Below are 13899 nucleotides of genomic sequence, written 5' to 3' on the forward strand. Positions count from 1 at the left end.
ACCGGTAGGGGTCAGAGCCGGAAGACCTCCTCCAGCCAGCCGGACACCGTCTCGCCGCGCAGCATCGAGCGGCGTTCCTCCCGCGACGACCTCCCCGGCCCGGTCAGCGCCGCCTCCATCGCCTCGCTGGTCGCGGCCAGGTCGAACGGGTCGACCGGGACCGCGAACCGGCTCAGGTTTTCCAGCACGCCCGCGTTCTCCGAAATCAGCAAGGACGCGTTGTCCGGCAGCACGTACGCGGCTTCCTTGGCGAACAGGTTCAAACCGTCGTAGGTGGAGTTGACCACCGCCGCGTCGCTCATGCTCAGCCCCGCGAGCACGCAGTGGCGAGAGTCGTCGTCGGCGGCCGGGCGGACGAGGGAGACCGCTTCGGTGCCGTCGACGGCGAACCGCTCGTTGATCCGCCGCACGACTTCCTCGGTCGCTTCCGCGTACGCCAGGTGGCGGCCCGTCGCCCGGCTCGGGGTGGTCACCACCGCCGCGAACCAGCACTCCGCGGCCAGCTCCGGACGGCGTTCGAGGAGCATCTCGTAGGCGCGGAACCCGCGAGGCAGGTTCTTCCACAGGTCCAGGCGGTCGGCGCGCAGCATGATCCGCCGCCCCCGCGCCGCCTGCGCCAGCCGGCCCCGCCACTTCTCCATCGGCGGCTCCGCCACCATCTTGTCGATCGTGCCGGTGTCGAGCGGGAACGGCGTCGCGACGAGATCGGTGCGGTGCCCGGCGTGGTGCACCGTCCGCCCGTCGATCACCGCCCCCGGCAGCTCGCGGGCGCAGCAGCGCAGGAACGCGTCGGCCCAGCGGGACGCGTGGAAGCCGACGACGTCGCACCGCAGCAGGCTGGTCAGGAGCCGAACGCGGATCGGCCGCGGGATGAGGGAGAAATAGTCCGGCTCGCACCACGGCGTGCCGAGGAAGTAGGCCAGCCGCCGCCGTCCCGGCCGTTCCGCGGCGAAGAACTCCGGGACCAGCATCAGGTGCGGATCGTTGAGGAGGACGAGCTCGTCGTCCCCGCCGCCGGACACCTCGACGAGGCGCTTGGCGTAACGGCGGTTCACCTCTTCGTAGCCGGCCCAGGCGGCCCGCATCCGGTCGTCGAACACCGGCTGCTCCGAGGTGTCGTGCAGATAGTGCAGCAGACCGAGGATCAGCCGGATCGACACCTCGTCGTAGTGCTGCCGGCGCAGCTCCTCACCGGGCTCGATCGGGTGCAGGACGACGTCATCGCCGATCCGCACGGTCTCCGGGGTGCCCGGCCGGTCGGGGGGCAGGGTGAAGATCCAGTCGCCGCCGTGCTGGTCGAGCAGGGCGATGACCATCGGCACCAGGCCACCCGGCGAACGCGGGGAGATCTTCCCGGCTTCCCAGCGCGGGCAGCTGTTGCTACAGGTCAGGATTTTCATGGCAGGCGCCTCCGGAGGCGAGAGCAGACGACGGCCAGGCCGGCCGCGGAGAAGACAGCGAGCGTGGCGGCCAGGCCCTGGTAGCCGCCGAGCACCGAAACGAGGCCGGCCAGCGGAGCGGCCACCCCGGCCGCCACGCCCATCGCCGCCTCGCCGATGCCTTCCAGACGGGTGCGCAGCTCCGGCGACGCGGTCCGGCCGAGCAGCGCGCTCCCGCCCACCACTCCGCCGTTCCAGCCGAGGCCGACGAGGACCAGGTGGCCGGTCATCAGCACCGGGTCGTGCCCGCCGGCCAGTACCCCGAGCAAGCCGCCCGCCAGGAGCACGACGCCGCCGGCCGCGATGAGGTACCCGGGGTGGTACCGGTCGGCGAGGGCCCCGGTGACCAGCGAGGGGCAGAACATGAACACCACGTGCAGGGCGACCACGACCCCGACGACCGTCAGCCCGTCGCCGCCGACGTCGAGGTGGACCGGGGCCACGGTCATGAAGCCGACCATCGCGAAGTTCGTCACCGCGAGCGCGGCGACCGCGGGCAGGGCGCGGGAAGACCGCAAGGCCTTCAGCGTCCCGCCCGCCGGGCTCTCCTCCGGCAGGCCGGAGGAGAGCGAAGCCGCGCTCGCACCGAAGCGCGACAATGCCCCGAACATCAGCGCCGCGGCGCCGAACGCCAGGATCGCCACCAGGTACGCCCCGGCCGGGCGGAGCAGGCCCGCGCCGGCCGCCACCGCGCCGCCCGGGCTCAGCAGCATCGGGCTGGCGATCGCGCCGGCGGCCGTGGCGAACAGCACGCGGCCGAGGGCGCGCCCGCGGCGGTCCGGGGGTACCGCGGCCGCCGCGGCGTACCGCGCCAGGAAGACCGCCGCGTTCGCCGCCCCGAGCAGCACGCTGCCCAGCAGGACCAGGGGAAAGCTGCCCAGCGTTGCGGCCAGGACGACCAGTGCGGCGCCGCCCGCGCCCGCGGCGAACCCGAGCGCCAGGCCCGGGCCGCGCCGGCCGAGGGCGGCCAGCCGGGACAGCACGAGCGCCGCTCCCGCCTGACCCGCCAGGTTCATCGCGACGGGGACACCGGCCAACGCCGCCGAGCCGGTCATCGCCGTGGCCACCAGCGGCCCCGCCGTCCCGCCCGCGGCCAGGCCGGTGCTGCCGACCGCGGTCGCGACCGCCACCAGGCCCGGGACGATCGAACGGGCGGGCGGTGGGGGACCGGCCGACCGGTGCGGGCGCACCGGGACTCCGGACGACACCTCTTCGCTCCTTCCCCCGGCCACGCCTCAGGCAGCCAGTTCCGACATCGGGCCGGACTCGTGCGACAGCAACCCGGCCAGCGCCGCGTGCCGCATGGCCGCGGCCATCTTCAGCGGTTCCCGGGCGCGCACGAGCGCCGTGTTCACCAGCGTGGCCGCCGCGCCCAGCTCCATCGCCTGTGCGACGTGCCGGGCGCTGCCGATGCCGCCCTCGACGATCACCGGGATCCCCACTCGGCCGATCACCGCTTCGATCGGGCGGGGATCGACGATGCCCCGGCCGGAGGCCACCGGCGCCGCCATCACCCGCAGCGCCGCGCACCCGGCGTCTTCGAGCTCTCTCGCCGTCTTCAGGTCGGGCAGGATGAACGGCAGCAGCTCCATGCCCTCGGCCCGCAGCTCCCGGGCGGCTTCCACGGTGCCTGCGTTGTCGGGCACGTTGTCCTCGCCGCGCACGTCCAGCTTGAGGATGTCGATCCCCAGCGAGTCGCGCAGGATGCGCGCGCTGCGCAGCGCGCTCTCCTTCGACCGGGCGAACGACGTCGTGCCGATCCAGGTGAACCGGTCGAGCGGCAGTTCGCTCTCGAGGTCCATCAAGAGCAGGCTCGACCGGCGGTTGTCCGGGTCCACCGTCGTGATGAACACGTCCGCGCCGGCGGCGGTGAGCACGTCCCGCACGAGCGGAACCGAGTCGTACTGCTCGATGCCGACGACGACCCGCGAGCGGAACTCCCGGGTGCCGATCTTCAACCAGGCCTGTTCAGTCGCCGGGCCGAGGTTCGAAATAGTCACGATCCGTCCGTCCTTTCCCACCGTTCACCTGTCGGAATTCGCTTCCCCGCGGCCGGGCGGAGGGCGGTGCGTCAGCCGATGCGAACAGTTCGGGACGGGCGCGGCCGGCACCGGCCGGATTCCGGAATCGGCAACGATTCTCTGCCCGCCCGAATGACGCATCGGTGCCAGTGTCCTGGGATCGGAAAATCATGACAATGCGAAGGCGGAAATCGAGCACTACAGGAACAAAGCGCGGCCGCGTCGCCGGAATGCCGGCCGGGGCGGGCCGGACCCCGTCAGGCGGGGACGGGGCGGGTCGAGCCGATGATCGTCACGGCGCGGGCGACGTGGATCGTGAAGTCCGCGCCGTCGCGGGTGAAGCGGGTGATGTGCTCGGCGGAGGTGCTGCGGTCTTGGGACTGCCAGCCGTCGCCGTGCAACGCCGGGAGGAGGGACGTCAGGCGGGTTTCCGGGGATGCCGGCTGCTCCACGCGGACGCCGTACTGCCAGCACAGCAGGTGGCCCGGGGTGGTCGGGTCGCAGTCCAGCTCGCCGTCCAGAGTCCGGTCCGCCGGGCCGAAGGCCGCCGCGACGTCGTCGATCACCGAGGTCAGCTCGTCCGCCAAACCGCGGAGTTCCGGGGTCACGGGGCCACGCTCCCACCACCGGTGAGGACGCGGTAGATGTTCGTCCACGAATCGGACCCCGGCTTCAGCACGTCGTTGTGCGACGACACGCCCCACAGCGGCGAGCCGTCCGCCTGGTCGCCGGTGCCCAGCTCGGTGACGCCGGGGAAGACGTCCGGGTCCGCGCCGTGGCCGATGCCGGTCCACTCCAGGCCCCACGCGTTGCCCTGCGCGAGCACGATCGGGTCGAGCGGTGCCGTCATCGAGAACCGCTGGACACCCGCCTGGCTCGGCGGCAGGTCCGCAGGCGACCACACGCCGTGGCCCATGCCGGCCGACTCGACGTGCAGGACGCGGTCGACGTCGAGGCCGTGCGTCTCGGCGAGCCCGACCGTCGCCCCGCCGTAGCTGTGCCCGATCGCGGTCAGCGTGACGTCGGAACCCGCGTGGCTCGCGATCTCGCCGCGCAGGTCGTCGGCGAAGTGCTTGAGGTCCGGTGCCATCACCTGCGCGTACCCCGCGTCCGGTCCCTGCGCCACCGGGCCCTGCGGGAACACCCCGTCGGCCCAGACGACGACCGCGGTGCGCCCGGCCGGGTCCGCCGCCACCAGACTGCGGCCGAGGCCGGCGTAGGCGTCGAAGTTCGCCATCTGCGTGTTGACGCCGGGCACGAACAGCCCGACGTTCCGCGTTCCCGGCTCGATGTGCCCGACGAGCTCGGCGATCCGCCCGCTGCCGGACGGATCGAACCGGAGGATCTGCCGGTCGTGCGCGAGGATGTCTTCGTACAGCTTGATCCGCGCGCGCGACCGCGCGATCTCGTCCGCGTCGGTCAGCACCGCGAGCCTAGAACGTTCGGCGGTCAGCGCATCGGCGACCTTCACGCGGTTGTCCGCGATCGCGCGCGCCCACGACCCGGTGTCGGCCGAGCCGCCGATCCCGGCGGGATTTCCCGCGCGCGGCAACGGGTCCTCGGGCAGCAACGCCCGGTACATCGCCGCGACCCGGGCGTCCGCCCGCCGGTACCCCGCGGCCGACGCGGTGAGTCCACTTCGGATTGTTCGCAGCCGCGCCACGTGCGAGCCGAGCTTCCCGCCCAGCTCCGTCATGGTCTTCTCGAACGTCTTCGCGGCGGCGGCGGACTCGCTCACCCGGCCGAACGCGGTGGCGGGCACCTGCTCGCCCGCCACCGCCGACTGCGCCGCCGAAAGCGCCTCGGCGCGGGAGCCGGACTCGCCGGCCACCGCGTCGAGGCGGGCCGGGGCCACGCGATAGCCCGCCGCCGTCATCAGGAGGCGTCTTCGCCGATGACCGGCGGCGCGACCGGGGCCGACTGGCCCCAGACGTTCTCCGTCTCCACCAGCCACGCCGGGATCCGCCGCCCGGACCCCATGTCACCGCCGCCGCCCATGCCCATCGGCATCATGGGCATCATCGGCATCGCGCCCTTGGCGGCCGCTGCGCCCACGGCCCCGGCCGCGCCGCCGGCGAGCCCGCTCAGCGCGTTGCCCGCGCCGCCGTCGCCGGCCAGGCCGGAATGCGCCGCCGGGACGTCGCCGGGGCCGGTGAGCCCACCGCCGCCGACCGGGACACCGGCGCCGCCGCCGCCGAGCGAAGGCGCGTCACCCCCGCCGATCGGGATGCCGCCCCCGGAGCCGCCTTCGACGCCGGCGCCGCCCCCGCCGAGCTTCGTGCCCGGCGGTTCTTCCTTGTCGTCCTTGGGATCCTTGCCGGTCGCCCACGACGGCACCTTCGGCATGATCGAGCCGAACCGGCCGAACGCGGCGGCCGAAGCCGCGGCGAGCCCGGCGGTGAACATGTCGCCGAACAGCGGGTTCGACGTCGGCACGGTCGTCCCCGGCGACAGCGTCGTCCCGCCGCCACCACCGGGCAGCGGGTGCCCGTCGGTGGGGGTGACGACGACACCGGGACCGCTCAAGCCGTTGCCGACCAGCCCCGGCGACCCGGCGCTGCCCGCACCCCCACCGGCGGGTGGGGTGGTGGGCGTCGGCACGGCGTTCGGCGAAGCCGGGATCGACTCCTCGGCGACGGTGTACTCCCCGGCGAGCTGGGTCATCACGACGATGGCTTTGCCGTGCGCGGACCCCGCGGCGTTCGCGGCGGCCTGCTGCGCTTCGACGTTCGCGATCGCCTGCTGACGCTGTTGCGCCGCGGCCTGCACGACGGCGGGTGAGGCGTCCGGCGGCAGCAGCGGCGGGTTCACCGCGAGCGCGACGTCGGCGGGAGCGACGTCCGGCACCGCGACCGGCGGCGGCATTTCCTTCTTGGCCTTCACCAGCGCGTCGGCGGCGTCGCCGAGCGTCACGTTCATCGCCTCCGCGGTCTGCGCCACCTTCGAGATGCCGTTCGCGAGGTCGATGATCATCCGCTGGTACTGGTCGGCCGCGCCGCCGGTCCACTGGTCCTTGAACTCGGTGAGCTCCGAGTTGAGGTTGTGCGCCTGCTCGTGCAGGTGCAGCGCGGCGGACTTCCACTTGTCGGCGGCGTGCCGCGCGCTGTTCGGGTCGCCGGCCTGCAGCATCGCGTACAGCTGCTGGTGGCTGTACGCGGCGAAGTTCGTGTGCGCGGTGTTCGTCATCCCTTGCGGCTCCCGTCCGTGTCTCCGCCGCCCAGCAGGCCCAGCACCGGGTCGAGCAGGCCGGTGACGGCGCCCGACGCGTGCAGGTCCCCGGCCACCGACTGGTCGGCGTTGGAGTAACCGTCGGCGACCGTGGTGGTGACGTCCTGGGCGAACCCGATCGCGCTGCGGACCTGGTCGAGCAGGCCCTGCATCTCCGAGACGGCGGCGCGGTGGGCGTCGGCCAGCGACCCGGCTTCGCCGAACTCGCCGAACAGCAGTGGCTCCTCGCCGAGGGTGAGCAGGAAGTCGTTCGGTTTCGACATCGCGTGGATCTGGGTTTCCAGTTCCCGCACGAAGTCCTTCAGCGATTCCAGGTGGACGTAGTACGACTGGTCTGGCATCGGTCCCGGCTCTCTGGGCGCGACTTGCGGACAGGAGGGAAGCCGGTCGGCCGGTGCGAGCGGGGGGTTTCCCGCACCGGCCGACCGACGTCTGGGGCGCGGATCAGCCCGCGAACAGTCCCTGGTTGCGGTTCTCCAGCGACTGCTGGAGGTCGTGCGCCTCGCCGACCTTCCCGCCGAACTGCGCGATGATCGCGACGATGTCCGCGGTGGCCTGGCGCAGGCGCGTCTCGGCCTGGCGGGCGGCGTCACCGGCGGAGCTGCCGGAGGCGTACCAGGTCGCGGTGATCGGCTGCAGGTTCTGGTGCAGCTGCTCCAGCTGCGAGGTGAGCGCCTTGGCCTTGGCGGCCAGGGATGCCGAGCTGTGCTGCAGCGCGGCGAAGTTGATTTCGACGACGTCGGCCATGGTGGGCGTCCTCTCGGGTCAGGGGTTGAGGCGGGGGAGCACGCCCGAGCCCTCGAGGGTGTGGCCGACCCCCTGGAAGCTCTGGTGGACGTCGGCGTCGCCGCGGCCGTAGTTCGCGTGGCTGGTGTGCACGAGCTGCGACATCGTGTCGAGCTCCTTCACCGCGGCGGTCATCTTCTCCTGCAGCCGCCGCTGGAGGTCCCAGAAGGCCACGGCCTGGTCACCCTTGTAGTTGCGCAGGGCCTCGGTCAGCTCGGACTCCAAGCTGGCCATCGTGGACTTGGCGTTCGTCGCGGTTTCCTCGAAACCCTGGACGGCGCGCGTCATGGCAGCGGAATCTGCCTGGAATCCCGGACTGGACATCGACGGGCCACCTCCTTCCTGAAGCGAATTCCCCTGGCGCGGTGGTCCGCGCGGTGTGAAAGTCACGCTAGGAAAGAGGCCAGTGTGGTCAAACGGCACAACTGCCGGTCGCACTGACGGCACTATTACCCACGCGAGCGGTGGTAGGGCCTTCCCCACCGCGGCACGGTGGTGCGCTCCAGTGACCCCGCGCCGCCCCCGCGCCAGGCTTGAAGCCATGGCAGACAAGGGAAATCCGCTGGTCACGCTCCGCGCGTGGCACCGCCCGCTGGTGGTGCTCGCCGGAGCCATGGGGGTGCTGTGCGCGGTCTCGCTGCTCGGACTCCTCTTCGATGATCGCACGCTGGTCAACGCGCCGATCTGGCTCAAGCCGTTCAAGTTCTCCGTGTCGATCGGGTTGTACGCGCTGACGCTGGCGTGGCTGCTGACGCACGTGCGCCGCGGCCGCCGTGCCGGCTGGTGGTTCGGGACGCTCTTCGCCGCGGGCATCGGCCTGGACTTCGCGCTGCTGGCGTGGCAGATCATCGTCCGCGGCCGGACACTGCACTTCAACCAGTCGACGCCGGCGGACGCCATGGTCAACAACCTGGTCGCCGGCGGGGCGTACACGGCGTGGTCGATGACCGCCGCCGTCGCCGTGCTGCTGCTGTTCCAGCGCATCCCGGACCGCGCGCTGAGGTCGGCGTTGCGCTGGGGTGCCGCCCTCGCCGTGGTGGGGATGTACGTCGCGACGCTGATGTTTTCGCCCACCCCGGCGCAGCAGGCGGGGCTCGAGGCGAACGGCAAGTTTTCGACGTTCGGGGCGCACTCGGTCGGCGTCGAGGACGGCGGCCCCGGGCTGCCGGTGGTCGGCTGGAGCACGGTCGGCGGGGACCTGCGGATCCCGCACTTCGTCGGCATCCACGCCCTGCAGGTGCTGCCGCTGGTGGCGTTCGGGCTGCTCCTGCTGGCCCGCCGCTACCGGGCGCTCGAGTCCGACGTCGTCCGCCGCCGGCTGGTCCGGACCACGGGCGCCGGCTACGCGGGGCTGATCGCGCTGCTCACCTGGCAGGCCGAGCGCGGCCAGTCCATCGTGCACCCGGACTTCTGGACGCTCGCCGCCGCCGCCGGCCTGATCGCGGCGCTCGCCGTCGCGGGCACGCTGTCGCTGCGATCGCTCCCGCGGAGGGAGCAGGTCGTTTCTGCCGAAATTCTGAGATCCGCCCGGTAGACCGGACGCCCCCGGGCGAGAGGCGGTCACGATGGTCCACCCGCAGGCACTCCTGGACGAGCTGGAACGCGCTCCGGAAGTCCCCGCGTTCGAACACGGCACCCGGGTGACCACCCGCGGCGACCTGCGGGAGCTGATCGGCCGGTTCACCGCGGGCCTGCGGGCGGCCGGGCTCGGGCCGGGCGACGGCGTCGGGCTGGCCACCGCCGTCACGCCGGAGGGGTTCGCCGCGCTCGTCGCGGTGCACGTGCTCGGCGCCCGCGCGGTCGCGGTGCGGCCCGGGCTGCCGGAGGCGCAGCTGCGGCACATCCTCCGCGACGTCGGCGCCCTGGTCACCGATGCGGAACCGGTGGCCGACGTCGGGGTGCCGGTGTTGCGGGTGGGGCCGTCCCTGCTCGCCCGCTACACCGAGCCGGTGCCGCAGGGTCGGCTCGACGACATCGCGACGGTCGTGTTCACCAGCGGCAGCACCGGTGTCCCGAAGGGCGTGGCGTACCGCTACCGCGCGCTGACCGAAGGCCGGGTCTGGCGGCCGCCGGTGCCGGGCTCGGCGCACGAGCGGCTGGGCACGGGATTCGGCCGGTACCTGCTGTTCGGCTCCCTGGCCAGCGCGGTGATGGTCGAGCAGCTGGGGGTGTGCCTGTTCGCGGGCGGCACGGCGGTGATCCCCGAGGGACCGCCGGACTTCCCGGGCGTGCTGCCGCGGCTGGGCATCACGGCGGCGCTCACCACGGTGCCGCGGCTGCACCAGATCCTCGACGTGCTGCGCGGCTCGGACGTCGACCTGAGCTGCCTGCGGAGGCTGATCGTGGCCGGTTCGCCGGTGCCGCCGCACAAGCTCGCCGAGGCGGCCGAGCGGATCGGGCCCGCGATGCACCACGCGTACGGGCAGACCGAGACGGGGATGCTGACGATCTGCCGCGCCGACGAGGGGCTCGGCTCGGTCGGGAAGGCGTGCGACACGGTGGAAATCGCGGTGCGGGAGGGCGAGGTCTGGGTGCGCACACCGTCGGCGTTCGCGGGCTACTGGCGTGACGAGGCCACCACGGCCGAGGTGCTGCGCGACGGCTGGGTGCGCACCCAGGACCTCGGGCACCTCGACGAAGCGGGCTACCTGCACCTGTCCGGCCGCGCGCGTGACGTGGTGATCGTGAACGCGATCATCCACTACACCGGCCCGATCGAGCGGGCGATCGCCGCGTGCCCGGACGTCGACCAGGCGTACGTCGTCGCGGTCCCGGACGCGCGGACGGGCGAGGCGGCGCACGCGTTCGTGGTCCCGGTGCCGGGTCGTGAGCCGGACCTGGGTGAGGTGCGCAAGGCGGTGGCGGCCGAGCTGGGGGAGGCGGCGGTCCCGGCGCGGTTCAGCTTCGTGGCGTCGGTTCCGGTGGCGCCGTCGGGGAAACCGGACAAGGCGGCGCTGCGGGCGTCCCTTGTGGAGTGACTACGGCTTCCCGGCGCGCAGATCCGTGATCACCTTGGCGACGCGCTGTTGCCGGGTCTCCGCGGTCTTCGCCTGCCCGATCGGCAGCACGAACCGCTGCTTCGCGCTGTAGGAAAGGCTCTCGAACCGGGCCCGGGCGGTGTCGTCGGCGGCGAGCGCTTCCGCGAGATCGGCGGGGATGTCGAGTTCACGGGGTGCCGTGTCGAGCGTGATCTCGACGTCGACGTCGTCCCCCGCGGCGACCCCGGCCTGCTCGCGGTTCTCGGCGCTGAGCGGCACCAGGAACTGCCCGCCGCGGCTCGCGACCGTCGTGCGGTAGGTGTGGCCGCCGAGCGTCACGGTGACCGCGGGCTTCTTGCCGGCGCCGAGCGCCTCGACGACGTCGCCGGGCACCGGCAGGCCGGTCGCGGTCTTGCCGCCGAGCAGCACGGTCGTGCGGAACTTCATGCCGCGAGTATGCCGCGTGCCGGCCGCCCGGTGGGGAGGCCGGCACGCGGGTCCGGTGCTCAGACGCCGGTCGTCGTGCGGATCCAGCTGCGGCTGGAGGCGATGCTCGCGTAGTTCTGCGTGCCCTGCGGGTTCGAACCGGAGTTGCTGCCCGTCGAGCAGACCCCGACCTGGGCGCCGTTGTACAGCTCCGGGCCGCCGGAGTCGCCGTGCCACGCCGAGCCGTTGATGCCCTGGCTGGCGATCGCCGTGCCGCCGTAGGCGTCCGAGCTCAGGCCCGTCACGCGCACGTTGGCCGTCTTCAGGGTGCTCGACGGCGGGCTGCTGCCCTGGGTGCGGCCCCAGCCGTAGATCTGGTTGGTCGACCCGGTCGGCGGGTTGCCCGTGCCGAGCTTCATGTACGTCGTGTTGACCGCCGTCGTCAGGTGCAGCAGGGCGATGTCCCCGTTCGGGGACGCCTTCTGCTGGTCGACGTTCGCGTTCGTACCCTGCTGCAGCGTCACGTTGCCGACCTTGACGTGCATGCCCGGCGAGTTCAGGCAGTGCTGGGCGGTCAGCACCCACTGCGGGGCGATGATCGTCCCCGAGCACTCGAAACCGCCGTACGTCGTCACGTTGTTCCAGTAGATCTGGGCGCCCCACGGCGCGGAGGAGACCGTGCTCCCGCCGATGATGTCCTGCTGGGCGTCCGCCACCCCCGCTGAGACCAGACTCAGCGCCGCGGCGGCCGCACCCACCGCGGCTACAGCCCTCGACATTCGCATGAAAATGCCCTTCGGCCCAGGTGATCCGGATATCCGTCCCGAACGGGACGACCAGCCCAACGTAAAAGCCGTGAAGGATTTTCGGAACCTACCGAAGTCGGTAACCCGCCCCCCGGGACGCGGTCCCGGGGGCGGGCACGCTCACAGGACCGTGATCGCCCGCGGGACGGGGACTTCGCTGTTGTAGGCGAAGTTGTCGTGCCACTTGGCGCTGGTGCCGAACTTGGTCCCGTCGGAGAGCGCGACGAACACGTCGGCCGCGGTGCCGCGGACGAACAGGGCGATGTCGTCCTTGCCGTCGCCGTTGAAGTCGCCCACGGCGGGGACTTCGGCCTGGATGCCGAAGTAGTCGTGCCAGAGCGCCGAGGTGCCGAACTTGGTTCCGTCGGAGAGCGCGACGTAGACGTCGCCGGCGGTGCCGCGGACGAAGACGGCGATGTCGTCCTTGCCGTCGCCGTTGAAGTCGCCGACGGCGGGGACTTCGTTCTGGATGCCGAAGTAGTCGTGCCACTTGACGCTGGTGCCGGTGAACTTGGTCCCGTCGGAGAGGGCGGCGAACACATCGCCGCTCGTGCCGCGGGCGAAGACGGCGATGTCGTCCTTGCCGTCGCCGTTGAAGTCCCCGACGGCGGGTTGCTCGTCGTTGAAGCCGAAGTCGCCGTGCCAGAGCGCCGAGGTGCCGAACTTGGTTCCGTCGGAGAGCGCGACGTAGACGTCGCCGGCGGTGCCGCGGACGAACAGGGCGATGTCGTCCTTGCCGTCGCCGTTGAAGTCGCCCACGGCGGGGACTTCGGCCTGGATGCCGAAGTAGTCGTGCCAGAGCGCCGGCGTGCCGAACTTGGTGCCGTCGGACAGGGCGACCACGACATCGCCGCTCGTGCCGCGCTTGAAGACGATCGCGTCCACCTTGCCGTCGCCGTTGAAGTCGCCGCTCAGCGGGATTTCGGTGTCGAACGCGAGGTTGTCGTTCCACTGCTGGGTGGTGCCGACGAACCTGGTGCCGTCCGAGGCCGCGGCGAAGGCGTCCCCGGCGGTCCCGCGGGTGAAGGTGGCGATGTCGTCCTTGCCGTCGCCGTTGAAGTCGCCGCTCAGCGGGATTTCGGTGTCGAACGCGAGGTTGTCGTTCCACTGCTGGGTGGTGCCGACGAACCTGGTGCCGTCCGAGGCCGCGGCGAAGGCGTCCCCGGCGGTCCCGCGGGTGAAGGTGGCGATGTCGTCCTTGCCGTCGCCGGTGAAGTCGCCGGCCGACCGGGCCGTCGTCGTGGCGGAGACGGTGGCGCTCGGTTCGCTCGAGCTCCCCCGGGACGGGCGTGCGGTGACCCGGTAGTACCAGGTCTGCTTCGCGGGCAACGACGTGTGGACGTACGAGGTCGCCGTGGTCTCGCCGAGCAGGTGCGCCGCGTCGGTCGGCACCTGCGGGTCGGTGCTGCCGTAGACGGTGTAGGTGGCCTGGTCCTCCAGGCGCAGCGGTGACCACGAGACGGTGACGCTGTGGTTGCCGCCCCTGGCGGTCGGCGCGAGGACCTGCCCGCGGATCCACCGGGAGAGGTCGTCGATGCGCTGGGCGGTGGTGCCTTGGCGCGTCTCGGTTTCGCCGAAACAACCGTGCTGCCACGACGTCGAGGCCACCGCGAACAGCTCGGTGACGCCGCCGATCTCGCGGATGACCGGGCCGCCGGCGTCGCCCTTGCACGCGTCCGCGCCGTTCGCGCCGGTCAGCGTGAGCGTGCCGGTGGTCCCCGCCGCGCTGGTGAAGACCGCGGAGTGCGGCTGGTCCGGCACCCACTCGGTCGACGTGCGGCCGTAGCCGATGAGCCGCAGCGGCTCTCCGACCACCAGTGACGTCGCGGGCAGCGCCACCGCCGGGACGTCGGTGAACGTGGTGTCGAGGCGTGCCAGCGCGACCCCGCGATCGGCGCGGACGACGACGTCGGTCACCTTCGCGGTGCGGCCCGGGCGGCCCACGAGCGCCGTCGTGGCCTTGGCGGGGACGCCGCCCTGCGGGTTCTCCGGGAAGCAGCTCGCCGCGGTGAGCAGCCAGCCGGGTGCGACCAGCGCGCCGCTGCAGGCCCGGCCCTCGGCGGTCAGTCTGGCCGCGAAACCGTAGGCGTCGGTCCCGGTTCCGCCGGAGACCGCGGACGCGGGGACGATGCCGGCCGCGGTGGCGGCCAGCAAGGCGGCCGAAACCGCCGTGAGTCTCAACGGGGTGCGCGAACGCATCGAATCTCTCCTCGAT

At 72.5% G+C, this 13899-nt stretch carries 14 protein-coding genes; 2 read left to right on the forward strand and 12 right to left on the reverse strand.

Features of this window, described 5'->3' with window-relative positions:
• Window positions 1–11: 11 nt before the first annotated feature.
• The 9 genes from QRY02_RS00365 to QRY02_RS00405 all read right to left on the reverse strand — a co-directional run bounded on the left by QRY02_RS00365 (window position 12) and on the right by QRY02_RS00405 (window position 7798).
• The gene (locus QRY02_RS00365; protein WP_285989480.1) at window positions 12–1400 is read right to left on the reverse strand and encodes a trehalose-6-phosphate synthase; all 1389 of its coding nucleotides are present in this window, start codon (window positions 1398–1400) and stop codon (window positions 12–14) included.
• Complete coding sequence (locus tag QRY02_RS00370; protein WP_285989481.1) at window positions 1397–2647, reverse strand: MFS transporter; 1251 nt, start codon at window positions 2645–2647, stop codon at window positions 1397–1399. The genes QRY02_RS00365 and QRY02_RS00370 overlap by 4 nt, the downstream gene beginning before the upstream one ends.
• 27 nt (window positions 2648–2674) lie before the next feature.
• Window positions 2675–3439 carry a HisA/HisF-related TIM barrel protein gene (locus QRY02_RS00375; RefSeq protein ID WP_285989482.1) on the reverse strand — a complete coding sequence of 255 codons (765 nt, stop codon included), beginning with the start codon at window positions 3437–3439 and terminating at the stop codon, window positions 2675–2677.
• 278 nt (window positions 3440–3717) lie between these two features.
• Window positions 3718–4068, reverse strand: a complete 351-nt coding sequence (locus tag QRY02_RS00380; protein WP_285989483.1) for a hypothetical protein — start codon at window positions 4066–4068, stop codon at window positions 3718–3720.
• Window positions 4065–5336 carry an alpha/beta hydrolase gene (locus QRY02_RS00385; RefSeq protein ID WP_285989484.1) on the reverse strand — a complete coding sequence of 424 codons (1272 nt, stop codon included), beginning with the start codon at window positions 5334–5336 and terminating at the stop codon, window positions 4065–4067. The genes QRY02_RS00380 and QRY02_RS00385 overlap by 4 nt, the downstream gene beginning before the upstream one ends.
• A complete protein-coding gene (locus QRY02_RS00390; protein WP_285989485.1) occupies window positions 5336–6646 on the reverse strand; it encodes a WXG100 family type VII secretion target in 1311 nt (436 codons plus the stop codon). The genes QRY02_RS00385 and QRY02_RS00390 overlap by 1 nt, the downstream gene beginning before the upstream one ends.
• Complete coding sequence (locus tag QRY02_RS00395; RefSeq protein ID WP_285989486.1) at window positions 6643–7029, reverse strand: hypothetical protein; 387 nt, start codon at window positions 7027–7029, stop codon at window positions 6643–6645. The genes QRY02_RS00390 and QRY02_RS00395 overlap by 4 nt, the downstream gene beginning before the upstream one ends.
• A 103-nt stretch (window positions 7030–7132) precedes the next feature.
• Complete coding sequence (locus QRY02_RS00400) at window positions 7133–7435, reverse strand: hypothetical protein (RefSeq protein WP_003057455.1); 303 nt, start codon at window positions 7433–7435, stop codon at window positions 7133–7135.
• A gap of 18 nt (window positions 7436–7453) precedes the next feature.
• Window positions 7454–7798 (reverse strand): WXG100 family type VII secretion target, encoded by a 345-nt coding sequence (locus QRY02_RS00405; protein WP_071831485.1) that lies wholly within the window; start codon window positions 7796–7798, stop codon window positions 7454–7456.
• Window positions 7799–8015: 217 nt separating this feature from the next.
• Here QRY02_RS00405 and QRY02_RS00410 point away from each other — a divergent pair, with 217 nt between their 5' ends.
• A complete protein-coding gene (locus QRY02_RS00410; RefSeq protein WP_285989487.1) occupies window positions 8016–9008 on the forward strand; it encodes a hypothetical protein in 993 nt (330 codons plus the stop codon).
• 31 nt (window positions 9009–9039) lie between these two features.
• On the forward strand, window positions 9040–10452 hold the full coding sequence (locus QRY02_RS00415) for a class I adenylate-forming enzyme family protein (RefSeq protein ID WP_285989488.1): 1413 nt from the start codon (window positions 9040–9042) through the stop codon (window positions 10450–10452).
• Here QRY02_RS00415 and QRY02_RS00420 read toward each other — a convergent pair whose 3' ends face one another.
• From QRY02_RS00420 to QRY02_RS00430, 3 genes are all read right to left on the reverse strand, one after another.
• Window positions 10453–10899: a YdeI/OmpD-associated family protein gene (locus tag QRY02_RS00420; protein ID WP_285989489.1), complete on the reverse strand. Its 447-nt coding sequence runs from the start codon at window positions 10897–10899 to the stop codon at window positions 10453–10455. It lies immediately after the preceding gene.
• A gap of 59 nt (window positions 10900–10958) precedes the next feature.
• Window positions 10959–11663: a S1 family peptidase gene (locus QRY02_RS00425; RefSeq protein WP_502874180.1), complete on the reverse strand. Its 705-nt coding sequence runs from the start codon at window positions 11661–11663 to the stop codon at window positions 10959–10961.
• 141 nt (window positions 11664–11804) lie between these two features.
• Window positions 11805–13883 carry an FG-GAP-like repeat-containing protein gene (locus QRY02_RS00430; RefSeq protein ID WP_285989491.1) on the reverse strand — a complete coding sequence of 693 codons (2079 nt, stop codon included), beginning with the start codon at window positions 13881–13883 and terminating at the stop codon, window positions 11805–11807.
• Between the last annotated feature and the right edge of the window lie 16 nt (window positions 13884–13899).

Source organism: Amycolatopsis sp. DG1A-15b (genome assembly GCF_030285645.1).
In the GTDB taxonomy this organism is placed as follows: Bacteria; Actinomycetota; Actinomycetes; order Mycobacteriales; family Pseudonocardiaceae; genus Amycolatopsis.